Consider the following 24,019-nt stretch of genomic DNA (forward strand, 5'->3'; position numbering starts at 1 on the left):
GCCCCGGCCCGGCTGCCTCCCTCTGCCAAGGCCGCCTGCGCGCCGGTTGCCGCCCGCCGGGCCACGGCAATCCCTGGCGCGGCAGGGTGGTCATCCTCCCTTTGCCAGCGCGACGAAGTGTGCTAGGAACACCCACATGACGCAGCAACCAAGCCCCCTCCAGCGGATGTTCAACCTTGCCAACCGCATCACGCTGGCGCGCATCTTCATCGTGCCCGCCATCGTCGCGCTGTTGATGTTTCCCGGGCGCATCACCTGCCTGGCGGCCGTGGTGCTGTTCGCGCTGGCCTCGGTCACCGACGTCATCGACGGCCACATCGCGCGCCGCTCGAACATGGTGACCAGCTTCGGCAAGTTCCTTGATCCGCTGGCCGACAAGATTCTCATCGGTTCGGTGATGATCATGCTGGTGGAACTGGGCTGGATTGCCGGGTGGATCGCCATCGTGATCATCGCGCGCGAACTGATGGTCACCGGCCTGCGGGCCGTGGCCGCCGACGAAGGGCTGGTCATTGCCGCGGACAAGTTCGGCAAGATGAAGACCGTCATGCAGATGTTCGCGCTGGTGCCGCTGATGCTGCACTACCCGTGGTTCGGGCTGGACCCCAACCCGGCTGGGCAGTTTATGCTTTACATCGCGTTGTTTCTCACGGTATTTTCAGGCTTCAACTACCTGTATACATTTTACGGAAACTGGCTCAAGGAAGGCGCCGGACGGGCCTAGCCCGCACAGGCGGGGCGCATGGCCGGAGACGCATTCATGCAGGATCACGAGGGACTGCACAGCAGGTTGAAGAACTGCCTGCAGACCATCCTTGAGCTTGAGCCGGATCTGGAACGGCTGGAGCTTGGGGGCGAACTGATGCAGGAGTTCACCGTGCTCAAGTCGTTCATGGAGCGGCTTGACGCCGTGCTGCTGGACGAGGACGACGTGCGCCGCATAGAGCGCGCCACCGCGAATTTTCTGGAAGAACTGAAAGGGCCGGTTTCCGCCATGCGCCGTCGCGGCGAGCAGCGTCGGCTGTTGCAGTGACCGAGATGTTCTGGCGGCGCCTGCTCATCGGGCTTTCCCTGGCCCTTAACGTTGTTCTGCTGTATCGCCTTGTCTGGAGCGACCAGGGCATGGTGGCGTACAAGACGCTGAAGCAGCAGTGCACCGTCATGGAGGCCCGCCTGAAGGACCTCGACACCCGCAACCTGGCCCTGAGTCGTGAAATACGGCTCTTGCAGGCGGACGGGAAATATGTCGAAAAGATGATCCGCAAGCGGCTGAACTTCGTGAAGGACAACGAAATCCTCTACATCTTCCCCGAGACGCAGGCGGAAGCGGCCACACCGGGAGCCGGATCTGATGAAGGCAAAAATTGAGTGGTATCAAGAGGTACTTGAACTCGAACCGAGTTCGAAGGTCTTTTTTCCGCTCGCCCGCCTGCTGGCTGAAAACGGCCAACCCGATGACGCCATAGCCACCCTGCGCCAGGGGCTTGACCGCCATCCCGAATTCATCGAAGCCCGCCTTTTTCTCATAGAACTCCTGCATTCCAGCCACAGGGACGATTTGCGCGACGGCGAAGTGGGCAAGCTTGCCCGCCTGCTGGGCGCCTATCCCGGCTTCTGGGATGCCTGGAGCGCCTGCCTGGCCGCCGGGGACAAGGGTCGCGACACCGCGCTGGCCCTGGCCTTTCTGGCGGCCTCGTTCCGTTCCGGCACCCAGGGGGCGCTTTCGTGGACCTCCGTCATCGAACACGGGCTGCGCGCCATGCTGGGCGGCAACGGCACGGAACCCGCGGCCATGCCAGTTGCCTCTCCCGCCGCGTCGCTGCATGTGGTCGCGCCATCCTCCTCGGACATGTCCGAGATGCCGGACGGACCCGCGCACGCGGATGGATACGCCGCCACAACGCCCGATACGCGCACCGCACCTGCTGCGTCCGGTACGGGTGGAGCGGCAGATGAGTCCGACGCGCCCGAGGCAATCGAGCCCCAGGACGAGGAAGAAGAACATTTTTCGCTGCGCACCCGCTCCATGGCGCAGGTGCTGGCCGAGCAGGGGGACCTGCGCGGCGCCCTCGACATCTACGAGGAACTGATGGCCGCCTCGGGCAGCGACGAAGAACGCGCCGACATCGCCGGCGTGATCCAGGAACTCACCAACCGCCTCAAGTCCGCGGGGGAGGGAAGCCAGCGGCAGCAGGCGGCCGACGAGGGGCAGCCCCTCCAGGGCAAGCACAAGCTCATCCACATGCTCGAATCCCTGGCCGAGCGCCTGGAGGCGCGCGCCCAGGGGTAGCGGGCCCGAAATTCGTATCCGAACCCACGCGCGGGGATACCGCGCGGCAGCCGTGCGCGTCCTTCGTGACGAAGGGGGACGGGGGAAGCCCCGCGCCAGTCGGTCTGCCGCAGATCGCAACGATCCATTCAGGAGAAAGAGAGTGCAGCGAGTCAACAAGGCCGCCTGTCTGCTGCTCGCGCTGGGCGTGCTGCTGGCGACGGGGTGCAAGCACGAGGCCAAGGGGTACTGGAAGGACACCCGCCGGTACTACCGCGAATATCTGAACACCCCCGCCAAGCTCGACCTTGAGGACAAGGGCGAGGTGGCACCCGCCGAAGCCCGCCTGGCCGAAGGTTTTGCCGGCATCGACATTCAGTTGCGCGCCCTGGAGCGGGCGCTGGAAAACAGCGACCGCAGGCCCGACACCGCGTGGGCCAAGCAGATGTTCCAGCGCTTTCCGTGGATCAGCGGCCTGGCCGCCGTGGACAGCGAGGGCCACGTCATGGCCCAGCAGCCCGAAGCGCCCATGAAGCCACTGGATTTCAGCCCGCTGCTGAAGGAAGACACCAAGCAGAACATGCGCGCCCTGCGCAGCTACGTGCAGGATACCCCCATGGGGCCCGAGGTGTACGTGGGCGTGCCCGTGTACTCCGGCACCGACTTCCGGGGGCTGGTCATCGCCCATTTCGACATCCGCGCGCTGCTGCCGTATTCGTCGCGTCCTGCGGACCTGATGATCGCCGCGCCCGGCCAGGTCATGTGGCCCGGCCGCTTCGACGCGCAGGCCACCCCCATTGCCTCCACCGACTGGGGCAGCGTGGTCACCAAGGATGTCTACGGTTCGGTTTCCAACGCCAACGGTGAATTCTACTGGGTATCGCGCTACCTCGGCAACCTGCCGCTGGTCTTCGCCGTGCCCGAGGCGGGCAGCTTTCCCGAAAAGCCTGAACAGCTCTCCATCCTCAAGCAGGCCGCCGCGCTGGGGTCGGCCAACACGCCCAACGAGCCTGTGACCGAAATCCAGCCCGCCTACCCCGAACTTGACGAATCCGAGGGCAGCATCCTGACCAAGCCCGCGCCGCAGGCGTCGGACGATCAGAAGGTCAAGGAAGAAGCCATCCGATAAGGTTCGCGTCGCGCCGGGGCGTGTCCGTTTCCGTCGCATGGCGGGCGGTGCGTCCCGGCGCGCGCCGTTTCTGGCCTTTCCCCCATCCGCCGGGCCACGCCCGGTACTTCCACACCGCCCCCACCGGCGCGGTTCCGCCAGGAGCACTTCATGCCAGAGGTCACCGTTACCGAGCATCTGCTGCTGCATCAGAAGCGTTCACCCGCTGCCACCGGCCAGTTCACCACCCTGCTGAACGACCTCATCCTGTCCGCCAAGATCATCGCCCGCAGCGTGAACAAGGCGGGCCTGCTGGACGTTCTGGGCGGCACCGGTGAAGTCAACGTGCAGGGCGAGAACGTGCAGAAGCTGGACGAATTCGCCAACCGCGTGCTCATCTACCGCATGGAGCGTTCCGGCGCGCTGTGCGCCATGGGTTCCGAAGAGAACGCCGACGTCATCCGCGTGTCCGAAAAGCTCACCCGGGGCGACTACATTCTCATCTTCGACCCGCTGGACGGCTCGTCCAACATCGACGTGAACATCAACGTCGGCACCATCTTTTCCATCCTGCGCCGCAAGTCGCCTTCCGGCGATGACGCCACCATGGAAGACGTGCTCCAGGCAGGCACCGAGCAGGTGGCCGCGGGCTACATCCTGTACGGCCCCTCCACCATGCTGGTGTATTCCACCGGCCAGGGCGTGCACGGCTTTACCCTGGACCCCACCGTGGGCGAATTCCTGCTTTCGCACCCCGACATCCGCATCCCGGAGCGGGGCAAGATATACTCCGTCAACGAATCCTACTGGCACTACTGGGACGAGGCCACCCGCGAGGCCGTCGGCTACTTCAAGGGCACCGACAACGAGCGCGGCAAGCCCTATTCCCTGCGCTACGTTGGGTCGCTGGTGGCGGATTTCCACCGCACCCTGCTGTACGGCGGCATCTTCATGTACCCCATGGACCAGCGCGACCCGCAAAAGCCCCAGGGCAAGCTGCGCCTGCAATGCGAAGCCTCGCCCCTGGCCTTTCTGGCCGAGCAGGCCGGCGGCCTTGCCACCGACGGAACGGGCCGCATCCTGGACATCAAGCCCCAGGTGCTGCACGAACGCGTGCCCCTGTTCATCGGGTCGCGCCGCGACGTGCAGGCCGTGACCGACATCTACACCCGCCACGCGAAGTAGGGCGGGGCGGCCTTTTCTGAAAAGGCAGTAATCGATGAGAGGAAGGACACTTTTGCGCGCTGCGGCCGCCATCCGCAAGACTCGCAAGCTCGCCTGACGGCTGCCGCAAAAGTGTCCTTCCCCTACCCGACCGCCTCCCCATCCCTCAAAATTTTTTAATCGTGAAAGGACATTGCGCCAGCTTCGTTCGTGCGCCGTCCGATCCTTGGTAAAACGGTTCTGTCATGCTCTGTCTCGGCATAGAAACCTCGTGCGATGAAACCGCGCTGGCGCTTGTGCGCGACGGCGTGGTCATTGCCGACGTCATGTCCTCGCAGGCCGACGTGCACGCCCTGTTCGGCGGGGTGGTGCCGGAACTGGCCTCTCGCGAGCATTACCGGCTCATCGGCGCCCTGTGCGACGAGGTGCTGCGCCGCGCGGGCGTGACCGCCGCCGACATCGACGTGGTGGCCGTGGCGCGCGGACCGGGGCTACTGGGCAGCCTGCTGGTGGGCATGGGGTTTGCCAAGGGCCTCGCCCTGGCCACCGGCGCGCGGCTGGTGGGGGTCAACCACCTGCATGCCCACCTGCTGGCGGCGGGCATTGCCGCAGAGATGGCGTATCCCGCGCTGGGCCTGCTGGTGTCCGGCGGGCATACCCACATCTACCGCATGGAATCGCCCCGCCGCATGTCCCTGCTGGGGCGCACCCTGGACGACGCGGCGGGCGAGGCCTTCGACAAGGTGGCCAAGCAGCTCGGCCTGGCCTATCCAGGCGGGCGCACCATCGACGAACTGGGACGCAAGGGCAGGGTGAACCCCGCCATGTTTCCCCGGCCCTACGTCGATAACGACAACCTCGATTTCAGCTTCAGCGGCCTGAAGACCGCAGCCGGGCTGGTGGTGCAGGCCAATCCCGCGCTGATCGAGGCCGCGCGCGCCGTGATGACCGGTTCAGCCCTTTCCGCCGATGCATCCAACGCGGATGATACGGAGCCGGATTCGACGTTGACCGATGTATCCAGCCTTTGCGACATGTGCGCCTCGTTCAACCACGCCGTGGCCGACACCCTGCGCATCAAGCTGGAGCGCGCCCTGGCGCGCGAAAACGGTCCGCTGCCCGGCACGCCCACCGTAGCGGCCAGGAAAAAACGTAAAAAGAGCGGTGCGGTAGTCGTGGATGCCGGTCAGGCCGCATCGCCATGTCCGCCCACTGTGCCCGAACACGCAGCCCTCGCCGCTCATGCAGGGCAGGGCGGTGAGGTACCCGATACTCACCGGGCCCCCGTGCGGGCGCTGGTGGCCGCTGGAGGCGTGGCCGCAAACTCGTATGTGCGCGAAGCCCTTGGCGACCTTGCCATGCGCGCTGGTCTGCCGCTCTTGCTACCCACGCCCGCCCTGTGCACCGACAACGGCATCATGGTGGCCCACGCGGGCTGGCAGCTGGCATCTCTTGGACTGTGGCACGACCTTGCGCTGGAGGCCATCCCGCGCGGACGCTCGATTCCCGATGATTTCACCATGTTCCGCAGTGTGTAGAAGCGGGCTGACCGCGCCGTCGTGCTTGACACGCCAGCAGCGCCCTACTATTTCTTCATAGGTTGGCAGGAGGCGGGTCACCTGCCGGGGCATCGCCATGCGCGGTACGCCGCGCAGCCCCCGCATGACGCTTCTGCCCATGCCGTTTCCGGGGGTTCTGTCCGTATCGAGATCGGGCACAGACCGTTTCGGGTGCGGTCGCCGCATCGCATATACGACCAAAAGGAGTGCACCATGGCCGTTCAGATCACCGACGCCAACTTCGAAGCCAACGTCCTCAAATCCTCCCTTCCCGTGCTGATCGACTTCTGGGCTCCCTGGTGCGGTCCGTGTCGCGCGATGGGCCCCGTCATCGACGAACTGGCCGCCGAATACGACGGCAAGGTGCTCATCGCCAAGATGAACGTGGACGAAAACCCCGCCACCCCCTCCAAGTACGGCATCCGCGCCATCCCCACCCTGATTCTGTTCAAGGGCGGCGAAGTGGTCGAGCAGATCACCGGTGCCGTGTCCAAGAGCAGCATCAAGGACATGATCTCGCAGAAGGCCCTTGGCTAACATGAAGACATACGACGCCATCGTCATTGGAGGAGGGCCGGCCGGCATGACGGCCGCCCTCTATCTTTTGCGTTCCGGCGTGAGCGTCGCCTTTGTCGAAAAGCTGTCTCCCGGCGGCCAGGTGCTCATGACCGCCGAAATAGAGAACTATCCCGGCTTTCCAAAGGGCATTCAGGGGTGGGAACTGGCGGACCTGTTCGCCGCCCACCTTGAACGCTACCCCCACGACAAGTACAACGACGCCGTCACCGCGTTCGAACCCGCGCCCGGTGCCAACCGCGTGCGCGTGGGCGACGAGTGGATCGTCGGCAAGACCGTGGTGGTCTGCTCCGGCGCCCGCTACAAGAAGCTGGGGCTGCCGGACGAAGACCGCCTGATCGGAAAGGGCATTTCGTACTGCGCCCTGTGCGACGGCAACTTCTTTCGCGGCCAGAAGGTGGGCGTGGTGGGCGGCGGCAACTCCGCCCTCGAGGAATCGCTGTACCTCGCCAAGCTGGTGGCCAACCTGCGCCTGATACACCGCCGCGACGAATTTCGCGGCTGCAAGTGCTACCAGGAAAAGGTGCAGTCCGCGCCCAACATCGACATCGAGTTTTCCTCCGTCGTCCGCAAGCTGCACGGCGACACCGGCCTGACCGGCGTCACCCTGGCCGATGTGAAGACGGGCGAAGAGCGCTTCCTGCCGCTGGACGGGCTGTTCATTTTCATCGGTTTCGAACCCGTGGGCGACTTTCTGCCCGACGGCATCGACAAGGACCCGCAGGGCTTCATCATCACCGATACCGAGATGCGCACCAGCCTGCCGGGTGTCTTCGCCGCCGGGGACATCCGGTCGAAGGCCTGCCGCCAGGTGACCACCGCCGTCGGTGACGGGGCCACTGCCGCAACCGCAGCCTTCACCTACCTGGAACAGCTCGATGCGTAACGCCCTTTCCCGTCTCCTGGCCGTGTTGCCCCCTGTGCTGCTGGTGCTGCTGCTTTCCGGCTGCGGCATCATCGACTACTTCTATCTGCCCCCGCCGGAAGAAACCGCGCAGGAGCTCTTCGAGGCCGGCAACGACTCCATGCGCGAGAAGCGCTACGGCGAAGCGGCGGAATCCTTCAGCAAACTGAAGGAACAGTTCCCGTTCAGCCCGTACACCATCGAAGCCGAACTCTCGCTTGCCGACGCCCACTTCCTGGACGAAGACTACCTGCTGGCGGGCGAAGCCTACAAGGAATTCGAAACCCTGCACCCCCGGCACGAGGCCATCCCCTATGTGCTGTACCAGGTGGGGCAGTCGCGCCAGAAGGCCTTTTTGTCCATCGACCGGCCCACCACGGGCCTGACGGAAGCCATCCAGTACTACCAGCGCCTGCGCGAAAGCTATCCCGGCACCGAATACGCCGAGAAGGCCAAGCAGCACATCGCCGAATGCCGCCGCCTGCTCGCCGAGCGCGAACTGTACATCGGCGACTTCTTCTGGCGCGCCGAACGGTACGGAGCCGCCTGGCGCCGCTACGTATACGTGGTGGAAAACTTCCCGGAAATCGAGGACCTGCGCAACCATGCCGAGGAAAAGGGCAAGGTCGCCTACCTCAAGTACCGCCAGCAGCAGTCGCAGCAGGTGCATGAACAGCGCGAAGGCTCGTGGAAGCGCTGGTTCAAGTGGCTGTAGGTTTCACGGTACATAACGCAGCATGACGCACAAGGGCGGCCCCCCGCGAGGGAGGCTGCCCTTTCGTTTTGCCCGGTGGATGCAGCGTGCGAGGTTTCCATCAGGTGACCGCGCCGTTGAACGCTGAATCCGTACGGCCCGAAGAGCTCCGGTTGTCCTACCGTGCAGATCGGCCCCCGCCTCTGCATCCATTTCTCGCCTGCCCGCACACTGCAAACATCGGAAGGCGCCCGTGACGAACGGAAACGGCCACCCGTCAGGTGAACGGGTGGCCGGGAGCATTCAGTCTCGAAAACGAACTGGCGGGCAGGATGGCCAGCCGGTGGAGACGGGGAGGGGGCGGGCGGAATGGCCGTTGACGGGCGGGCAACCGCCCCCGTTGTCAGTTCAGGAATCCGCGCACCCCGGTGAACACGATCTGCGCGGACAGGGCCGCCAGGATCAGTCCGGTGATCTTACTCAGGATGGAAATGCCGGTGCGGCCCAGCAGCTTTTCGATGGCCGGGCCGATGTACAGGATCACCGCCACGCACCCCACGGCGGCCAGCAGGCCCAGGCTGGCAATGACCCGTTCCAGCGGGGTGCGCACGGTAGCGCCCATGACCATCAGCGCACCGATGGTGGCGGGCCCCACGGTGATGGGAATGGCCAGCGGCACTACGCTGATGTCCCCGTTGACCTCCTGCACGCGCGAGGGCGAGGGGTCGCGCACCAGGGCCACGGCGGACAGGAACAACAGCGAGCCGGAGCCGATGCGGAAGGCATCCAGGGTGATGCCGAACAGATCGAAGATGTATTCGCCGAAAAAATACAGGCACATGCACACGACGTACACGGCCACGCCCACCCGCACGGCCAGCCTGCGCTGCGTCTGGGACGTCATGTCCCTGGTCATGGTCAGGAACATGGTCAGCACGAAGAACGGCGTCAGGAGGAAAAACATCTTCACGAAGGTGGTCACGAACAGATTGGCGATGGCGCTCATGGATGCCGCTCCCATGGGGTGGCAGGATGTGCATGCCCGGTTGCCCCGCCGACCGTATCGGTCATGGCTGGCGGAGCAGGGCAGGCGGATTGTACGACGCCGGGCGGTTCGCCGGGAAGGGGGAATCCTCCGGGCGATCGCCCGGAGTTGCGGACGATGTTAGGCGCGATGAACAGGCAGCGCGCCGAAGGACTGGCTGGTGGGCATGACCTCGATGCGGTTCACGTTGACGTGCGCGGGACAGGACACGGCCCAGGCGATGGTTGCGGCGATGTCTTCCGGGCGCAGGGCGGATGCCCCTTCGTACAGCCTGGCGGCGCGATCGGCATCACCGCCAAAGCGCACCACGGAAAACTCGCTTTCCGCAAGCCCCGGCTCGATGTTGGTCACCCGGACGCCCGTGCCGTGCAGGTCTGCCCGCAGGCCGCGCGAAAACTGCATCACGAACGCCTTGGTGCCACCATACACGTTGGCACCGGGGTAGGCATAGGTGCCGGTGATGGACCCCAGATTGATGACATGCCCGCGCCTCCGCTCCACCATGCCGGGCAGCAGGGCGCGGGTGACGTGCAACAGGCCCTTGATGTTGGTGTCCACCATGGTCGTCCAGTCGTCCAGGCTGCATCGGTGGGCGGGTTCCAGCCCCAGGGCCAGGCCCGCATTGTTCACCAGCACGTCCACGGCGCGCCATGCTTCGGGCAGGTTTTCAAGCGCGTTCTGTACGGCGGCCGCATCGCGCACGTCGAAGCACAGCGGCAGACACTTGTCCGCCCCCAGTTCCGCAACCAGCGCGTCCAGACGGTCCTGGCGGCGCCCGGTGGCGATGATGCGCCAGCCATCGGCGGCAAAGCGGCGGGCGGTGGCTGCACCGAAACCGGCGGTCGCCCCGGTGATGCAGGCGATGCCCCCGCAGGAGGCGGATTGGGCGGAAGTGGTGGGGGCAGTGGCGATCATGATGGCGTCCTGTGCTGAAAGTTCCTGTGAAGGCCGTACCCGCCGGATGATCCGGGGCGGGGCGACCATGCCCGCGACCCCCCGCTTTGGCGCTTGCGAAGCGGAAGCCGACACGGAGGCGCATACTAGCCCCGGTGCGTCCGGCAGGCAAGCCGTTCGCACGCACAAACGGTGGCAGACGCTCAGCGGACAGGCGCAAAATCAAGGTTGCAAGCGTGGCACCTGCATATCGACATGGAACGCGCCCCCGTGCTAGGCTTGTCACAAACACTGCCGCATTCCCGTGCGGCAACCCCGAAGCCGGTGCGCTTCCGGCCTTGTCGCGCCCCCGGCCAAGCCAGCCCATTTCCCTGCCGCACCGGACCATCCCGCCGCGCGTGGCGCATGTCCAACCGCAACACAGGAAGGCACACATGGCCCATACCTTCACCTATCCCCGCGACGTGAAAACCGTCTACTACTTCGGCACCTGCCTCGTGGACATGTCGTTCCCGCAGGCGGGCATGGCGGGCATCCACCTGCTGCGCCGCGCCGGGGTGGAAGTGGTCTTTCCGCAGGAACAGTCGTGCTGCGGCCAGCCCGCGTACAATTCCGGCTTTCTCGAAGAAGCCAGGGCCGTGGCCAGGGCACAGATCAAGGCGTTCTCCAGGGCAGACTGGCCCATCGTGGTACCTTCCGGATCGTGCGCGGGCATGATGCGCCACCATTACCCGGAAATGTTCGCCAACGATCCGGAATACTTCGACGTGCGCAAATTTTCCGAACGGATATTCGAACTGGGCGACTTTCTGCACAACGCCCTGCACGTGCGCTACGAGGACAAGGGCAAGCCGGTGAAGGTCACGTGGCATTCCTCGTGCCACGCCATGCGCGAAATGGGGGCCACGGCAGCGGCCAAGGCGCTCATCGGCCAGCTGTCCAACGTGGAACTGGTGGAAATCGAGCGTGAGTACGAATGCTGCGGCTTTGGCGGCACCTTTTCCATCAAGCAGCCGGAAATCTCCGCCGCCATGGTGGCCGACAAGATCGAAGACATCCGGGCCACCGGCGCATCCGCCATCCTTTCCGGCGACTGCGGCTGCCTGATGAACATCGGCGGGGCCATGGAGCACAAGGGCGTGCCCGTGGCGCCCCGTCATCTTGCCGAATTCATATGGGAGCGCATCAATGGGTAGCCAGCACCTCGACTTTACGGCCAACGTCACCGAGGCCCTTGCCGACCGCCAGTTGCGCGCCAACTTCAAGTCGGCCCTCACCGGTCTGATGAAAAAGCGCGTGGCCGTACTGCCCGACGCGGCAGAGCGTGAACGCATGCGCGACGACGCGGAAGCCGCCAAACGCAAGGCCCTGGCCAAGCTGCCGGAACTGCTGGAGCGGCTGGAACGCAAGTGTACGGAAAACGGCATCATCGTGCACTGGGCCGAAACCACGGCAGAGGCCAACGAGATCATCCTGGGCATCATGCGCAGCCACGACGCCACAAAGCTGGTGAAGGGCAAGTCCATGGTCTCGGAAGAAATGCACCTGAACCACTTTCTGGAAACCCACGGCATGGAGGCGCTGGAAACGGACCTTGGCGAGTTCATCATCCAGCTGAACCACGAGCCGCCCTCGCACATCATCGTGCCCGCCGTGCACAAGAACCGCCAGCAGGTGGGACGCATCTTCGCCGACAACCTGGAAGGCATTCCCTACACCGACGTGGTGGAAGAACTGAACGCCATCGCCCGCAAGACCCTGCGCGAAAAGTTCCGCACCGGGCATGTGGGCCTTTCAGGGGTCAACTTTGCCGTGGCCGAAACGGGCACCCTGGTGCTGGTGGAGAACGAAGGCAACGGGCGCATGTGCACCACGGTGCCGCCGGTGCACGTGGCCGTCATGGGGCTCGAGAAGGTGGTGGAATCGCTGTCCGACCTGCCGCCACTGCTGCGCCTGTTGACGGCATCGGCCACGGGCCAGTTGGTCACCACCTACGTCAACTGCATCACCAGCCCCCGCAAGGACGGCGAGCGCGACGGCCCCAAGGAAATCCACCTGGTCATCCTGGACAATGGCCGCTCCCGGATGCTGGCCGACGCCCAACTGCGCCGCACCCTGCAATGCATCCGCTGCGGCACCTGCCTGAACCACTGCCCGGTGTACATCCGCATCGGCGGGCACGCTTACGGGTCCGTGTATCCCGGCCCCATCGGCAAGATACTTACCCCGCAGATCGACGGGCTGGCCGACAAGGGCGTGCTGGCCACTGCGTCCAGCCTGTGCAATGCCTGCGAAGAGGTGTGCCCGGTGCGCATCCCCATTCCGGGCATCATCCGGCGCATGCGCACGGAAGCGTACGACGAGAAGGGCGACGGCGTGGTCAAGGGGCACGGCGCCAAGAAGAACCTGCTGGAAACCCTGGTCTGGAAGGGCTGGGAACTGACCTACCGCATCCCGGCGCTGAACAGGTTCGTGGTGTCCATGCTGGGCAGGTTCGGCGACAAGCTGCCCAACGTCGGCCCGCTGAAGGCCTGGACCAGCGTGCGCACCGCGCCGCGCTTTGCGCCCAAGAGCCTGCACCAACTCGCCAAGGAAGAGGGGATCCGCCATGAGTAGCACCGCCCGCGACCGCATCTTCGCGCGCCTGCACGCGGCGCGCACCACCGTATCGCCCTATGTGCCCCAGGGCGGCACCTGGCAGGCCCCCATGCTGGACAAGGCCCAGCGCATCGAACTCCTGAAAAAGCGCATGGAAACCGTGCGCTCGGAAGTGCACGTGCTGCCCGAGGCGGAATGGCCCGCCAAGCTGGCGGAACTGCTGAAGGCCCGCGAGGCCACGACCCTGACCTACGGACACGATGCGTGGTTTGGCGGCACCCTGCGTTCCAAGATAAAGGGCAAGGGAATGCCCAAGCTGGTGCCCTACGGCGAAAATGTGGAGGCCTTCCGCGACGAACTGTTCGGCATCGACGTGGGCATCACCTCGACCCTGGGCGGCATTGCCGAAAACGGCACGCTCATCGTCTGGCCCACGCCGCAGGAACCGCGCCTGCTTTCGCTGGTGCCCACGGTGCATGTGGCGCTGCTGAAGGCCGACACCATCTACAGCACCCTTGCCGAGGCCATGCGCGAAATGCGCTGGGCCGAGAACATGCCCACCAACGCGCTGCTCATCTCCGGCCCGTCCAAGACGGCGGACATCGAGATGACCCTGGCCTTCGGGGTGCATGGGCCCAAGGAGTTGATCGTTCTCGTGCTGGAATAGGCGGGGCGACGCGGATGAAAATCCGCATTCGCACATCGGCTGACAACCGCGCGCCGGAAAAGGGGGATTCCCTTTTTCCGGCGCGTCGCGCATGGTGCGGCGAAATTGCAATCAAGGAGAAGAAGATGTCAGGGGACGACATGCACGCAGGCGTCATGCCGCAAGTCCGCGCCACGCCCGGCCCGGCCTTCTATCGCCACTTCAAGGGGCGCTACTACCAGGTGGTGGGCGAGGCGCTGGACACGGCCACCGAGGGCAGGGTGGTGGTGTACCGCACCCTGTATCCGTCCGGCCATGCGCTGTTCACCCGCCCGTACGAGGAATTCCACGGCTGGAAGGACAGCGCCGATGGCCAGCGCGTGCGCCGGTTCACCCCGGTTGCGTATGCCGATCTGCCCGACGACGCCCGCGTCCATGTCGTTGCCGTGCTGCACCTGTCGAGCGAATAGACGGACTTTTTCGGCCACGCCTTCCGACGCCCGCACATTCACGCGCAACCGCCTGCGTGAAGTCGATGTTCATCATCAATGACGGCAAGATGCGCTCTTTGCTGGTCACGCCGGGCTGCCCGTGCTAGGATGCCGTGCGTTCGTTCCCCGGCATTGCCATGGCGACCCGCGTGCCACCGCGGAGGCAGCGGGAGAAACGGCGCGTACACCGCATGCCTGTCCTGCGGCCCGCATCCGCCCGCACCTCGCAGTACCGTACAGGACAGGCCATCCCGGAGGCGTCATGCAACCCCACGACTATGATACCGCCCTGCGCGAAAAGAACGCCGCCGCACTGTCCTCGGTGCTGGCCGCCGTACTGCTGACCGCGCTCAAGCTGGGGGTGGGCCTGTCCACCAACAGCCTGGGCATCCTGTCGGAAGCGGCCCACAGCGGGTTGGACCTGGTGGCTGCCGCCGTCACGTGGTTCGCGGTGCGCATTTCCTCCCGCCCGCCCGACGCGCGCCACCCCTACGGCCACGGCAAGGTCGAAAATCTTTCCGCCCTGGTGGAAACGCTGCTGCTGCTGGTCACCTGCGGGTGGATCGTGTGGGAAGCCATGCACCGGCTGTTCGTGGAGCCGGAAATCGTGGTGCCTTCGGTGTGGGGCCTGGGGGTGATGGGCGTGTCCATCGTGGTGGACATCTCGCGCTCGCGCATGCTGCGCCGTGTGGCCAAGAAATACAACAGCCAGGCCCTGGAAGCCGACGCGCTGCATTTTTCCACCGACATCTGGTCATCCGCCGTGGTCATCGTGGGGCTGCTGGCCCTGCTGGCGGCAGATATGCTGCCGGAAGGCTCGGCCCTGCGCCCCATGCTGGAACGCGCCGACGCCGTGGCCGCCCTTGCGGTGTGTGTCATCGTGGTGCACGTCAGCCTGAGCCTTGGCCGCCGCGCCGTGGACGCCCTGCTGGACGGCGGCGACGAAGGGCTTGCCGAGCGCATCGAGGATGCCGTGGACGCCCAGCCCGGCGTGGTGCGGGTGGAACGCACACGCGTGCGGGAAAGCGGGCCGCACGCCTTCGTGGACATGACCATCATCGTGGCGGCAGGGTTGTCATTGGACGCGGCCCACGAGATCACCCGGCAGGCAGAAGCCGCCGTGCACGAGGTGGCCCCCGGCGCGGACGTGACCATCCATTTCGAGCCGCAACAGCCCGGTGAGCGCGGGGTGCTGGACCGCATCCGTTGCGTGGCCGCCGCCCACGCACTGCCGGTGCACGCCGTGGAAGTCATTGAAACGCAAACGGAAGTGGGTGCCCCGCAAGACCTGATGGTGGAACTTCATGTAGAGCTTGAAGGGCGCATGCCCCTGTCTGACGCACACGCACGCGTCACCGCCTTTGAAGAATCCCTGCGTGCCGAACTGGGCCCACTGCATGTGGCCACACACATCGAACCCGCACAGGACACTTCGGAAGCCTCCCCCCCCGCGCCGTCACGCCTGATGGAATCGCCACGCATTCAGGTCGCCGTGCAGGCCGCCGCCGACATGGAACCCGGTGTGTGCGACTGCCATCACATGCACGTCCGCAGGCAGGGCGAAGACATATCCTTGAGTTTCCACTGCCGCATGGCGCCGGAAACCCCGGTCACCGAGGCACACCGGGTGTCCGCCGCCCTGGAAGCGCGGCTGCGCGCCAGCCTGCCCGAACTGCACCGGGTGGTGGTGCACATGGAACCGGTGGGGGAGTAGGGCGCAACACTGCCCCTACCTTTGGCGGCACTGTTGCGTGTCCCGCCCCACGTGCCCGCGCCCCCTCCTTTTCTCCAAACGAAGAAACCCCAAGTTATACTTCATCAAGTCTTCAGGCCACAGTAGCCTCGCGGTATTCCTGTCCCCACGCGGGACAGTACCCACGAGGCACCCATGCCGTTCCATCCGCTCAAAGGGTCCATTCGCAAGAAACTTGCGTTGCTGATCCTCATGTCCGCGCTGCCCACGCTGGTCCTTATCGTCGTTCTCGGGTTGCAGGCCAGAAACACGGCCATCGAAGACGCCACGCAGGGGCTGCAAGGCTTTGTCCGCACTGCCGCCGAAACCCAGGTGCGAGCCACCACGGCAACCCGGCTGCTCATGGAAAACCTGTCCCGTGTGCCCGAGGTGCAGCGTGCCGACATAGCGGCCTGCACGCGCATCTTCGTCAATGTGCTTCGGATCAACCAGCAACGCTATTCCGCCCTGCATCTGGTCGATCTGGATGGCAACATCCTGGCCACCGGCGGCGGCGCGAGCGGGGTCAACTTCGCCAACGTGAAGCACTTCAGCGATGCCCTGGCGACCAGGGGCTTCGTGGTGGGCGAGTATCAGCTCGGGGTCAGCCTGGGTGTTCCCGTGCTGCCTTTCGGTTGCCCGGTGATCGGTGCGGACGGAAATATCCGCGCAGTGCTGCTGGCCAGCATCCTGCTCAGCAGCTATGGCGACCTGTTCACCGAAATGCGCTTTCAGCCCGACTCCTTCTTCGGCGTTTGCGATCATCAGGGGGTGCGCCTGTTCCGCTATCCCGAAACCGACGATCTGCCCCTCGGCCGCCCCATACACGGGCCCGTGTTCACCGCCGCCAAAGCAGACGGCGAGGAAGGGCTTGTGGAAGACATGGGATCGGACGGGGTGCTGCGCATCGTGGCCTTTCGGAAAATCCGCACCGCACCGAACGCGCCGCCCTACATGTACATGTTCGCGGGCACTCCCAAGGCAAGGATCCATGCCCAGGCGCTGGAAATCCTGCGGCGCGACCTGGGCATCCTGTTGCTGATGGTGGTGCTTACGCTGGGCAGCGGCTGGTTTCTCGGTGGCCGGAACATGGGGCGCAGGCTGGAAGAGCTTGCGGCCGCGGCGGTGCGCATCGGCGAAGGCGATCTGAATACCCGCGTCGTGCCGGAGCGGGGGGTTACCGAAATAGACATCCTGGCCCGTTCGTTCAATGAAATGGCCCAGGCGCTGGAGCGGGACAGGCTGGAACGCGTCCGCACCGAGGCCGAACTGCGCGAAGCCAGAAGCCAATCCGAAACCGCAAACCAGGCCAAAAGCCTGTTCCTGGCAAACATGAGCCACGAACTGCGCACCCCACTCAATGGCCTGCTGGGCATGCTGCAACTCATCAAGGGCAACGAGGACGCCAACGAAAGGGACACATACCTGGATCTTGCCCAGCGTTCCGGTCGCCGCCTGACGGACCTGCTGGGCGACCTGCTGGACCTGTCGCGCATAGAGGCCGGGGGCATGCGCATCAACCACAGGCCCTTCACCCTGGCCAGTGCTTTCGCGGCATTGGCGGAAACGTTTTCGCCCATGCACCAGAGCAAGCGGGTGCCTCTCGTTCTCGCATGCGCGCCGGAAATCCCGCCTGTCCTGGTGGGGGACGAGGTTCACCTGCGGCAGATACTGTTCAATCTCGTGGGCAACGCCATGAAGTTCACCGACAAGGGCGAGGTCCGCCTCGAGGTCTTTCCGCTGGCCCCCATGCCCACCGGCGAACTACGCCTGCTGTTCATCGTCAGCGATACCGGCATCGGCATTCCGGACGACAAACTGGACCACATCGTCCGCCCCTTTGCCCAGGTGGAGGAAAGCTACACCCGGTCCCATCAGGGGGCCGGGCTTGGTCTGGCCATCGTGCGCAACCTGGTGCTCGCCATGGGCGGCACCCTGCAATTCGACAGCGCGGAGGGAGAGGGCACCTGCGTTTGCATGACCCTGCCCTTCAGCCTTCCCGACGGGGCAACGCAGTTCGCGCCGCCGGACAAAGCCCCTGCCAGCACCGGCCACGGCGGACTGCATATCCTGCTGGCCGAGGACGACGAAGTGAGCCGTCTGTGCGCCCGGCGGCTTCTGGAGCAGATGGGGCATGAAGTGACAACCACCGCCAACGGTGCCCAGGCGCTGGATGCCCTGCGGGCCAGGCGGTTCGACTGCGTGCTCATGGACGTGCAGATGGACGTGATGGACGGCGTGGAGGCCACGCGGCAGATACGCGGCGGCTCGTCCGGGGTGCTGGATGCGCGGATTCCGATCATCGCCATGACCGCCTATGCCATGGCAGGCGACAAGGAAAAATTCCTGGCCGAGGGCATGGACGCATACGTGTCGAAGCCGGTCATGGTCACCGAACTCTCCACGGCCATCGCCGCTGCCGTGGCCCGGCGCACGTCGGCCAAGCCGACCTGACCCGCGCCGCACGCACGTACCATGCCCGGAAAGGGCAGCGCGGCGCATGAAAACGCAAGCGGTTACTCGCATCCGGGTTGCGCGACGGACAAAAAAACGTACAATTCCCAATTACCCGGTGGAAGCGGCGTTCGCCGCGCGCCGGGCCTGTACGTTTTCCGCATCCCGCAATACCGCATCCCGTCCCGCACGGCAGCTCCGGAGCCTTTCATGTCCGCACCCGATCTTGGCCGCTTCATCGCCGGCTTCCGGCGTTTTCAGAAAAGCTGGTTCTGCCGCGACCACAACCTGTTCGAAAACCTGGTGGAAGAGCAGTCCCCCAAGGCGCTGGTCATCGCGTGCAGCGATTCGCGCGTGGACCCGGCCCTGCTGCTGGATTGCAACCCCGGCGACCTGTTCGTGGTGCGCAACGTGGCCAACCTGGTGCCCCCGTACGAGGCGCACACCACCACCCAGCACGGTGTCAGCGCCGCGCTGGAATTTGCCGTGCGCAGCCTGAAGGTGGAAGACATCATCATTCTGGGCCACGCCCGTTGCGGTGGCATCAAGGCGCTGCTTTCCGGTGCGGCAGGGGGCAGGGACGACACGGAATTCCTGTCGCGCTGGGTCAGCATTGCCGCGCCCGCGCAGGAACGGGTGCAGGAAAGTTGCCCGCATTGCTCGGAGCAGGAACTGCACCGCGCCTGCGAGCAGGAATCCATTCTGGTCTCGCTGGAAAACCTGCTGACCTTCCCCTGGCTGCGCGAACGGGTGGAGCAGGGCGAACTTTCACTGCACGGCTGGTTCTTCGACCTGGAGAAAGGCGAACTTCTGGGCTGGGACGCCGCCACCAAGACCTTCCAGCCCATGGTGCGCGAGTGCATCTGACGGCTTGATGATCGTAGCCCCCCGTCCGCCGACATGCCCGGCCACCCCGCCGCAGGCCACGCGGAGCATTCCTGCCGTCGAACATCTTGAGAAAAGCCGCCGTGCATCGTATGGTGGCAAACGGAGCAAAGGCGCTCCTGACGCCCCGCGCCCGCCAGGATGGCGCCGCGACCGGCGGAAGGCGCCCCCAGCACGCGCCATGCGCAAGCCGGGGGCGTTTTTCCCGTCTCCGGGGCACCCACGCACGACGACAACACGGCACCGCCGTCGCACGGATATACCCATGTTTTTCTCCAAATTCTTCTCCGGATCACGGAACGAACCGGATGCCGCCCACCGGTCGGCCAGCGCGCCTGACGACACAGCGGGCGGCACACCCGGCAGCGCATCTGCCGAAGCGTCCGGCGGTACGCCATCGGGCGGTACTGCCCCCGGCGCCGGTTCCGATGCCGATTCCGGCCAGTCCGCGGAACGGTCCGCCGGACAGGCAGCGGAACAGCCCACCCACGACCGAGGGGGGTTCGGCGGCCTGGGCGACCTGCTGGGCGAGCAGGAGCGCAAGTACGTTCTGGCCTACATCGTCATCGGCATCGTGCTGGTGGAGTTTCTGGTGGCCATCGTGGCCATCTGGCAGGGCGTGGCCAACGTGCAGAGCATGCCCGACGGCACGGTGCGCTTCCGCTTTCCGTGGGGTGGGTACCTTGTTTCGGTGGCCGCCGCGCCGGTGGTTGTGCTGCTGGTGTTGCAGGTCATTGCGCTGGGCTACACCCGCCTGATCAAGGGCGACCCGGTGCTGACCGAGGCGCAGCTGCGCCAGTTGCCACCGTGGCTGCAAAAGATGCTGGCCGCCGTGAACGGCGTACCCACCTTTCTGCTGTTGCTGGGCGTGACCCTGCTGGCCACGGTGATCTACTATTTCGACAAGGTGCTGGGCTTCGTCATCCGCTTGGGCGAATCCACCGAGCATCTGGTGCTGTGGGTGGGCGGCGGCGTGCTGGCCGCGTGGTGCGTGGGCTATCTGGGGCGGATGCTGTTCGCCTACAAGGTACGCCGCATGCAGGAGGAATACGCCTACCGGCGCGAGGTGCTGGAGCGTACCGGCATGATCATCGTGGACCAGCGCAGCATGCTGGCCCAATTGCCCGGACAGAACGATGCCATGATGCCGCGCGCCCTGCCGGGCACCATCGATGTTTCGCCATCCGGCGGGGTTCAGGCCACCAGGGTGCTGCCGCCCGCGCCCCCGGCACAGGCCACCGTGATGCAGGACGTGCAGCCGGTACCGCCCGCGATGCCGGTTGGCCCCGCCGAGTACGTGGTCGAGGATGCATCGCCTGATGTGCCGAGCGGGCCTGACGTGCCGGGCGTACCGGATACGGTGGATGAGGCAGATACGCCGGTTGCGACGTATACGCCGGGCGCAGCCGACGCGCCCCATGTGGCAACGCCGCACGACGCCCCCATTCCCGCACCTGCCGCCCCGGCAACCGAACCAGCCAGCGAACCTGTCAGCGCCGCCGCCAGCGAACCTGAAGGCGAAGCGATCGAACCGGGGCTGCACGAACCATCCCTCCGCAAGGCTGCGCCGCAGCCCATTCCCCTGCCGCTCTCCCGCCCCCCGGATGAAAGCGCCCCCGCGCCCCAAAAACCCCGCGCGCGCAAGAAGCCCGCGGAGTAGCCGGACCGCGCGAAAGCGAAAGGGCGGCACGCACCGCGCTGGGGACCATCCCCCGCACGGTGCCTCCGCCGCTTTCTTCCCCCCTCCAAAACAACGAAAAGCCGGGTGGCGTTGCGCAACGCCACCCGGCTTGCTGATTTCTGCGGGTGCGGTTTCGGTCAGTGCTTCACCAGCCGCTACCATTCACCGGGGGCAACACCCAGCAGCCGTTGCATCTTGACGATGGCCGCATCGCGCGACCTGCGCCCCGCCGGGGCGGGGTTGTCGTCCTCGTCCTCCAGCAGGTGGGCGAACAGCACGGTACGGCCATCCCCATGCTGCGCCCAGCCCACGAACCAGCCGATCTGCCGGTCTTCATCGCGGGCGCCGTCGGGCAGCAGGCGTACCCCGCTGCCGGTCTTGCCGTACAGCTTCCAGCCGCCCTGCAAATCCTGCACGAACAGGATGCGCCGGGTCATTTCCTGCGCATGCGCCGATACCGGCAGTTCGGAGCGCACCAGCCTGCCGATGAAGTCCACCTCTTCTTCGGGCGAGATGGCCAGGCTGCTGGACAGCCACGCGCGGGTCAGCCCGTCGTCCGTGCCTGCCGTACCACGCCGCCCCGAAACGTCGCGGTTGCCGTAGCCGAAGCGGTCCACATAGGCCTTGAAGCGCTCCATGCCCAGTTCGCGCGTGGTGACCTGCGAATACCACACGCAACTGTTGCGCATCCACATGACGGGGTCGTGCGGCTGCTTCCACATGTCATAGGCCACGTTCAGGGATTCGTCGTAGGGGCGCACCGGGTGCGTTTCGTCAATCAGGATGCCCGCGTCGTAGCCCATGAGGCTGATGGCGATCTTGAAGGTGGAGCAGGGCGCGCGGCGGGTGGTCAGGTCGCCCTCTGCGGCAAGCACCTCGTCGCCCTCGCGCGCAAGAAAGCTGGTGGCGGCGCGGGCCGGGACGGGCAGGGCCGCGCACAGTGCAAGCAGCAGCGCGAGGACCGTCAGGGGGAAAACATGGTGCATCCGCATGCGTCACCTTCGGCATGTCCTTGGAAAGGCGCGGCGGCGGAACGATTCCGGCGTCGGCGGCCTTTCGTTCAGCCCTGCGTTACGCCGGATGCGTTATTGTTTCAATGGGGTGCGATGGCCATGGGCTGCACGGCGAGGAAGGCAGGCCGCCGGTCGGCAAGCTGGGCAGGGTAAAGGCAAAGGGAGAGAAAAGCGGAAAGGAGCAGGAGGGTGGCCGCCGGAACGGCAGGCAGTGCGCTGCGATTCGTGCGTCAACGGCTCTGGAACGGGGCCACGATGCGTTCGTAGCTGCCGTCCTTCTTCATGCCGCGCAGGGCAGCTGCCAGGCGAGGCACCAGGTCGGCATGGCGGCTGTTGAGGTACATGTACATTTCGCGCGTGGCCAGCGGAGGGGCCAGCACACGCAGGTTGGTCAGGCCCAGCTTGCGGGCGTAGTACAGGCCGCCCAGACGGTAGTAGAGCACCACATCCACGCGCCCGGCCCGCAGCAGCGCAAACAGGTTTTCCGGCGTGGCGACCTTTACCGTGCTGCTGGCGCGCACGTTCTCGTCGTAAATCTTCCAGCCGATGATGTAGGCCACGGTGTAGTGGTGCAGGTCGTCCCAGTTGCGCACGTTCACGTCTGGCCGCAGGGCAAAGGCCGTGAACTCGTAGGTCATGTTGCTTTCCGGCACCTGGAGCAGGTTGGGGTAGGCGGCCTGCAACCCGCTGATGCGGTTGCCGTCGCCGTCCACCTGCCCGTTGTCGGCCATGACCAGTCCGCGCTCGCTGGGTAGTTGCTGCAAGGCTACGTGCACCCCGATGCGCGCGAAGGCCCCCTTGATGATCTGATCCAGCATGCCGTTCTGGCCGGGTTCGCTGAGCGGCGGGGATATGGTGGTGGCAAGGGTGAGGGCGGGCGCAGACGGAGCGGGAGCGGACGACGCGGAAGCGGACTGGGCAGGGCCGGACGGGACACCAACCGACGGGGTGCCAACGGACGGGGCGGAAGCTGGTGGGGCTGCAACCGGGGTGGACTGCCCGGCGCTGGCACCCGAAGCGACAACGCACAGCAAAAGCGCGCATGGCACCACCCGCGACAGCATCCGTGAGATATTCGGGGCCATGTTCCGGACCATGTTCCGGGTCATATTTCGGGTCATATTTCGGAACATGACCAGTGCCACGCCGCGCAACATTGCCCGCAGTCTCTTCATTCGTGCAAAAGCCATTCGGCGCCTCTGTGAACCCTGAATCCTCGACCTGATCGTCAGCGCGCGCTCATGGAGCCGTGGCCTGTGCAGTCGGGCGTATCACTTCGGAAACATGGCGGAACGGGGCGGAGCGCGGCACGGCATGGCGTCGTCCATGGTCCGCACCTGCCCCACGGCGCGCACATGAACCCGAAGTCGTTTTGTCGAGTGTCTATTCTATCCTGAATTTTCGTCAACAGGCCAGAGCGGGTGGGGCGAGTGCGCTTTCGCGCGGCGGCGTGGAACGTAGGGGCTTTAAGCGGTAGGCAGACATAGCCAGTGCGGACGAACCAAAAAGATCGGGCCGACCTGCCTTGCGGCAGGTCGGCCCAGAAATTGGTGGAGGCGGCGGGAATCGAACCCGCGTCCGAGAACATTCCACGCGAAACGTCTACAGGCTTATGTCGGGAACAATTGTCGTCACGGGCTTGGCCCCCGACCGGGCGGCCCTAGACCAGCTCACCTGTAGTTCTTACATCCGCAGCGGCGAGCGCCCTTGGATGCCAGCCCGATGAAGTTACACCTCGCCGACGTATCAGGCGTCGATCGGTTTGGCGTGGCCACTAATTAGGCAGCCAGTGCGTATTCGTAATTGTTGGCAATTACTTTTGGTGCCGCTTTTTACGAGGCCAGCGGCGCCTCGGCCTGCAGTTCCGGCTTCCACATCCCCGTCGAAACCAGGGCGCCCCCGTATGTACGGCGGTGTCCGGCGAACGGCGTGTTCTGCCGTGATGCAATGCGGGCCACCATCCCGCTTCACATACTATAATGCCGTCTCCGGCAAAGGCAAGGTGGCGGGCAAGCGCGTGTGGCGGTTGCGCACCCACCGGCCCCGACCGGAACAGGGGCTATACGGGCTTTTGCACCCGGTGGCAAGGGATGCGCTCTGTGCGGGCTACAACGTACAACGCCCGTGCCGGGCATGCTGTTGCCGGGGCCGGGCGGACGTGTTTTTCCAGATGCGGGGCGAAGGCGTTAGGGACGTGTGGGGTCACCGGGTGCGGGGCACGGCACGCTTGCGCCATCTTCATGCCGGGCGCACCGTACGTCAGGGCGGCGCGGGTCGGCCTGGCCGCATCCTCCTGGATACGCAGC

The 24,019-nt window shown here is 65.5% G+C and carries 22 protein-coding genes and 1 other RNA gene; 18 read left to right on the forward strand and 5 right to left on the reverse strand.

The genetic code is table 11. From position 1 onward, the window contains the following. Window positions 1-166: 166 nt before the first annotated feature. The 10 genes from pgsA to FVW27_RS17285 all read left to right on the forward strand — a co-directional run bounded on the left by pgsA (window position 167) and on the right by FVW27_RS17285 (window position 8,295). Window positions 167-724, forward strand: a complete 558-nt coding sequence (gene pgsA / locus FVW27_RS17240; protein ID WP_167127616.1) for a CDP-diacylglycerol--glycerol-3-phosphate 3-phosphatidyltransferase — start codon at window positions 167-169, stop codon at window positions 722-724. A gap of 18 nt (window positions 725-742) precedes the next feature. After that, a complete protein-coding gene (locus FVW27_RS17245; protein WP_155860481.1) occupies window positions 743-1,033 on the forward strand; it encodes a hypothetical protein in 291 nt (96 codons plus the stop codon). A 5-nt stretch (window positions 1,034-1,038) separates the two neighbouring features. Then, window positions 1,039-1,368: an FtsB family cell division protein gene (locus FVW27_RS17250; RefSeq protein ID WP_167127619.1), complete on the forward strand. Its 330-nt coding sequence runs from the start codon at window positions 1,039-1,041 to the stop codon at window positions 1,366-1,368. Continuing rightward, the gene (locus FVW27_RS17255; protein WP_167127531.1) at window positions 1,352-2,290 is read left to right on the forward strand and encodes a tetratricopeptide repeat protein; all 939 of its coding nucleotides are present in this window, start codon (window positions 1,352-1,354) and stop codon (window positions 2,288-2,290) included. Before FVW27_RS17250 ends, FVW27_RS17255 begins: the two co-directional genes overlap by 17 nt. A 142-nt stretch (window positions 2,291-2,432) precedes the next feature. Continuing rightward, window positions 2,433-3,398: a PDC sensor domain-containing protein gene (locus tag FVW27_RS17260; protein ID WP_167127534.1), complete on the forward strand. Its 966-nt coding sequence runs from the start codon at window positions 2,433-2,435 to the stop codon at window positions 3,396-3,398. Between the two features lie 150 nt (window positions 3,399-3,548). Then, on the forward strand, window positions 3,549-4,562 hold the full coding sequence (gene fbp, locus FVW27_RS17265; RefSeq protein WP_167127537.1) for a class 1 fructose-bisphosphatase: 1,014 nt from the start codon (window positions 3,549-3,551) through the stop codon (window positions 4,560-4,562). 224 nt (window positions 4,563-4,786) lie between these two features. Further along, entirely contained in the window at window positions 4,787-6,079 is a 1,293-nt protein-coding gene (gene tsaD, locus FVW27_RS17270; RefSeq protein WP_167127540.1) for a tRNA (adenosine(37)-N6)-threonylcarbamoyltransferase complex transferase subunit TsaD, read from the forward strand. A 234-nt stretch (window positions 6,080-6,313) separates the two neighbouring features. Next, window positions 6,314-6,637, forward strand: coding sequence for a thioredoxin (gene trxA / locus FVW27_RS17275; RefSeq protein ID WP_167127543.1), 324 nt, complete (start codon window positions 6,314-6,316; stop codon window positions 6,635-6,637). Between the two features lies 1 nt (window position 6,638). Next, a complete protein-coding gene (locus tag FVW27_RS17280) occupies window positions 6,639-7,562 on the forward strand; it encodes an NAD(P)/FAD-dependent oxidoreductase (protein WP_167127545.1) in 924 nt (307 codons plus the stop codon). Beyond that, window positions 7,555-8,295: an outer membrane protein assembly factor BamD gene (locus tag FVW27_RS17285; RefSeq protein WP_167127548.1), complete on the forward strand. Its 741-nt coding sequence runs from the start codon at window positions 7,555-7,557 to the stop codon at window positions 8,293-8,295. Before FVW27_RS17280 ends, FVW27_RS17285 begins: the two co-directional genes overlap by 8 nt. 382 nt (window positions 8,296-8,677) lie before the next feature. On the opposite strand, the gene FVW27_RS17290 is transcribed toward FVW27_RS17285, so the two are convergent. Together FVW27_RS17290 and FVW27_RS17295 are read right to left on the reverse strand one after the other, a co-directional pair. After that, complete coding sequence (locus FVW27_RS17290; protein WP_167127551.1) at window positions 8,678-9,280, reverse strand: MarC family protein; 603 nt, start codon at window positions 9,278-9,280, stop codon at window positions 8,678-8,680. A gap of 159 nt (window positions 9,281-9,439) precedes the next feature. Then, complete coding sequence (locus FVW27_RS17295; protein ID WP_167127554.1) at window positions 9,440-10,234, reverse strand: SDR family NAD(P)-dependent oxidoreductase; 795 nt, start codon at window positions 10,232-10,234, stop codon at window positions 9,440-9,442. Window positions 10,235-10,647: 413 nt separating this feature from the next. Here FVW27_RS17295 and FVW27_RS17300 point away from each other — a divergent pair, with 413 nt between their 5' ends. From FVW27_RS17300 to FVW27_RS17335, 8 genes are all read left to right on the forward strand, one after another. After that, window positions 10,648-11,409: a (Fe-S)-binding protein gene (locus FVW27_RS17300; protein WP_167127557.1), complete on the forward strand. Its 762-nt coding sequence runs from the start codon at window positions 10,648-10,650 to the stop codon at window positions 11,407-11,409. Continuing rightward, the gene (locus FVW27_RS17305; protein WP_167127559.1) at window positions 11,402-12,829 is read left to right on the forward strand and encodes a LutB/LldF family L-lactate oxidation iron-sulfur protein; all 1,428 of its coding nucleotides are present in this window, start codon (window positions 11,402-11,404) and stop codon (window positions 12,827-12,829) included. The genes FVW27_RS17300 and FVW27_RS17305 overlap by 8 nt, the downstream gene beginning before the upstream one ends. After that, a complete protein-coding gene (locus FVW27_RS17310) occupies window positions 12,822-13,478 on the forward strand; it encodes a LutC/YkgG family protein (protein ID WP_167127562.1) in 657 nt (218 codons plus the stop codon). Before FVW27_RS17305 ends, FVW27_RS17310 begins: the two co-directional genes overlap by 8 nt. Before the next feature lie 125 nt (window positions 13,479-13,603). Then, window positions 13,604-13,927 (forward strand): DUF1653 domain-containing protein, encoded by a 324-nt coding sequence (locus FVW27_RS17315; protein WP_243838542.1) that lies wholly within the window; start codon window positions 13,604-13,606, stop codon window positions 13,925-13,927. Window positions 13,928-14,210: 283 nt separating this feature from the next. After that, complete coding sequence (locus FVW27_RS17320) at window positions 14,211-15,662, forward strand: cation diffusion facilitator family transporter (protein ID WP_167127564.1); 1,452 nt, start codon at window positions 14,211-14,213, stop codon at window positions 15,660-15,662. 174 nt (window positions 15,663-15,836) lie between these two features. Further along, on the forward strand, window positions 15,837-18,134 hold the full coding sequence (locus FVW27_RS17325; RefSeq protein WP_167127567.1) for a hybrid sensor histidine kinase/response regulator: 2,298 nt from the start codon (window positions 15,837-15,839) through the stop codon (window positions 18,132-18,134). 210 nt (window positions 18,135-18,344) lie between these two features. Further along, complete coding sequence (locus tag FVW27_RS17330; protein ID WP_167127570.1) at window positions 18,345-19,001, forward strand: carbonic anhydrase; 657 nt, start codon at window positions 18,345-18,347, stop codon at window positions 18,999-19,001. Between the two features lie 283 nt (window positions 19,002-19,284). Continuing rightward, on the forward strand, window positions 19,285-20,679 hold the full coding sequence (locus tag FVW27_RS17335; RefSeq protein WP_167127573.1) for a hypothetical protein: 1,395 nt from the start codon (window positions 19,285-19,287) through the stop codon (window positions 20,677-20,679). 176 nt (window positions 20,680-20,855) lie between these two features. On the opposite strand, the gene blaOXA is transcribed toward FVW27_RS17335, so the two are convergent. From blaOXA to ssrA, 3 genes are all read right to left on the reverse strand, one after another. Then, the gene (blaOXA, locus tag FVW27_RS17340; protein WP_243838543.1) at window positions 20,856-21,686 is read right to left on the reverse strand and encodes a class D beta-lactamase; all 831 of its coding nucleotides are present in this window, start codon (window positions 21,684-21,686) and stop codon (window positions 20,856-20,858) included. 257 nt (window positions 21,687-21,943) lie between these two features. Beyond that, window positions 21,944-22,798, reverse strand: a complete 855-nt coding sequence (locus tag FVW27_RS17345; RefSeq protein ID WP_243838544.1) for a substrate-binding periplasmic protein — start codon at window positions 22,796-22,798, stop codon at window positions 21,944-21,946. 463 nt (window positions 22,799-23,261) lie between these two features. Then, window positions 23,262-23,614, reverse strand: a transfer-messenger RNA (tmRNA) gene (gene ssrA, locus FVW27_RS17350). Window positions 23,615-24,019 lie beyond the last annotated feature (405 nt).

Source organism: Nitratidesulfovibrio liaohensis (genome assembly GCF_011682075.1).
In the GTDB taxonomy this organism is placed as follows: domain Bacteria; phylum Desulfobacterota; class Desulfovibrionia; order Desulfovibrionales; family Desulfovibrionaceae; genus Cupidesulfovibrio; species Cupidesulfovibrio liaohensis.

What these genes read in the sequence shown, in the direction of transcription:
- FVW27_RS17335 (WP_167127573.1), top strand. Translation starts at nt 19,285, where the DNA reads ATGTTTTTCTCCAAATTCTTCTCCGGATCACGGAACGAACCGGATGCC.
- FVW27_RS17285 (WP_167127548.1), top strand. Translation starts at nt 7,555, where the DNA reads ATGCGTAACGCCCTTTCCCGTCTCCTGGCCGTGTTGCCCCCTGTGCTG.
- pgsA (WP_167127616.1), top strand. Translation starts at nt 167, where the DNA reads ATGTTCAACCTTGCCAACCGCATCACGCTGGCGCGCATCTTCATCGTG.
- FVW27_RS17280 (WP_167127545.1), top strand. Translation starts at nt 6,639, where the DNA reads ATGAAGACATACGACGCCATCGTCATTGGAGGAGGGCCGGCCGGCATG.
- FVW27_RS17300 (WP_167127557.1), top strand. Translation starts at nt 10,648, where the DNA reads ATGGCCCATACCTTCACCTATCCCCGCGACGTGAAAACCGTCTACTAC.
- FVW27_RS17310 (WP_167127562.1), top strand. Translation starts at nt 12,822, where the DNA reads ATGAGTAGCACCGCCCGCGACCGCATCTTCGCGCGCCTGCACGCGGCG.
- tsaD (WP_167127540.1), top strand. Translation starts at nt 4,787, where the DNA reads ATGCTCTGTCTCGGCATAGAAACCTCGTGCGATGAAACCGCGCTGGCG.
- FVW27_RS17330 (WP_167127570.1), top strand. Translation starts at nt 18,345, where the DNA reads ATGTCCGCACCCGATCTTGGCCGCTTCATCGCCGGCTTCCGGCGTTTT.
- FVW27_RS17305 (WP_167127559.1), top strand. Translation starts at nt 11,402, where the DNA reads ATGGGTAGCCAGCACCTCGACTTTACGGCCAACGTCACCGAGGCCCTT.
- blaOXA (WP_243838543.1), bottom strand. Translation starts at nt 21,686, where the DNA reads ATGCACCATGTTTTCCCCCTGACGGTCCTCGCGCTGCTGCTTGCACTG.
- FVW27_RS17290 (WP_167127551.1), bottom strand. Translation starts at nt 9,280, where the DNA reads ATGAGCGCCATCGCCAATCTGTTCGTGACCACCTTCGTGAAGATGTTT.
- FVW27_RS17255 (WP_167127531.1), top strand. Translation starts at nt 1,352, where the DNA reads ATGAAGGCAAAAATTGAGTGGTATCAAGAGGTACTTGAACTCGAACCG.
- fbp (WP_167127537.1), top strand. Translation starts at nt 3,549, where the DNA reads ATGCCAGAGGTCACCGTTACCGAGCATCTGCTGCTGCATCAGAAGCGT.
- FVW27_RS17295 (WP_167127554.1), bottom strand. Translation starts at nt 10,234, where the DNA reads ATGATCGCCACTGCCCCCACCACTTCCGCCCAATCCGCCTCCTGCGGG.
- FVW27_RS17345 (WP_243838544.1), bottom strand. Translation starts at nt 22,798, where the DNA reads ATGGCCCCGAATATCTCACGGATGCTGTCGCGGGTGGTGCCATGCGCG.
- trxA (WP_167127543.1), top strand. Translation starts at nt 6,314, where the DNA reads ATGGCCGTTCAGATCACCGACGCCAACTTCGAAGCCAACGTCCTCAAA.
- FVW27_RS17315 (WP_243838542.1), top strand. Translation starts at nt 13,604, where the DNA reads ATGTCAGGGGACGACATGCACGCAGGCGTCATGCCGCAAGTCCGCGCC.
- FVW27_RS17250 (WP_167127619.1), top strand. Translation starts at nt 1,039, where the DNA reads ATGTTCTGGCGGCGCCTGCTCATCGGGCTTTCCCTGGCCCTTAACGTT.
- FVW27_RS17320 (WP_167127564.1), top strand. Translation starts at nt 14,211, where the DNA reads ATGCAACCCCACGACTATGATACCGCCCTGCGCGAAAAGAACGCCGCC.
- FVW27_RS17325 (WP_167127567.1), top strand. Translation starts at nt 15,837, where the DNA reads ATGCCGTTCCATCCGCTCAAAGGGTCCATTCGCAAGAAACTTGCGTTG.
- FVW27_RS17245 (WP_155860481.1), top strand. Translation starts at nt 743, where the DNA reads ATGGCCGGAGACGCATTCATGCAGGATCACGAGGGACTGCACAGCAGG.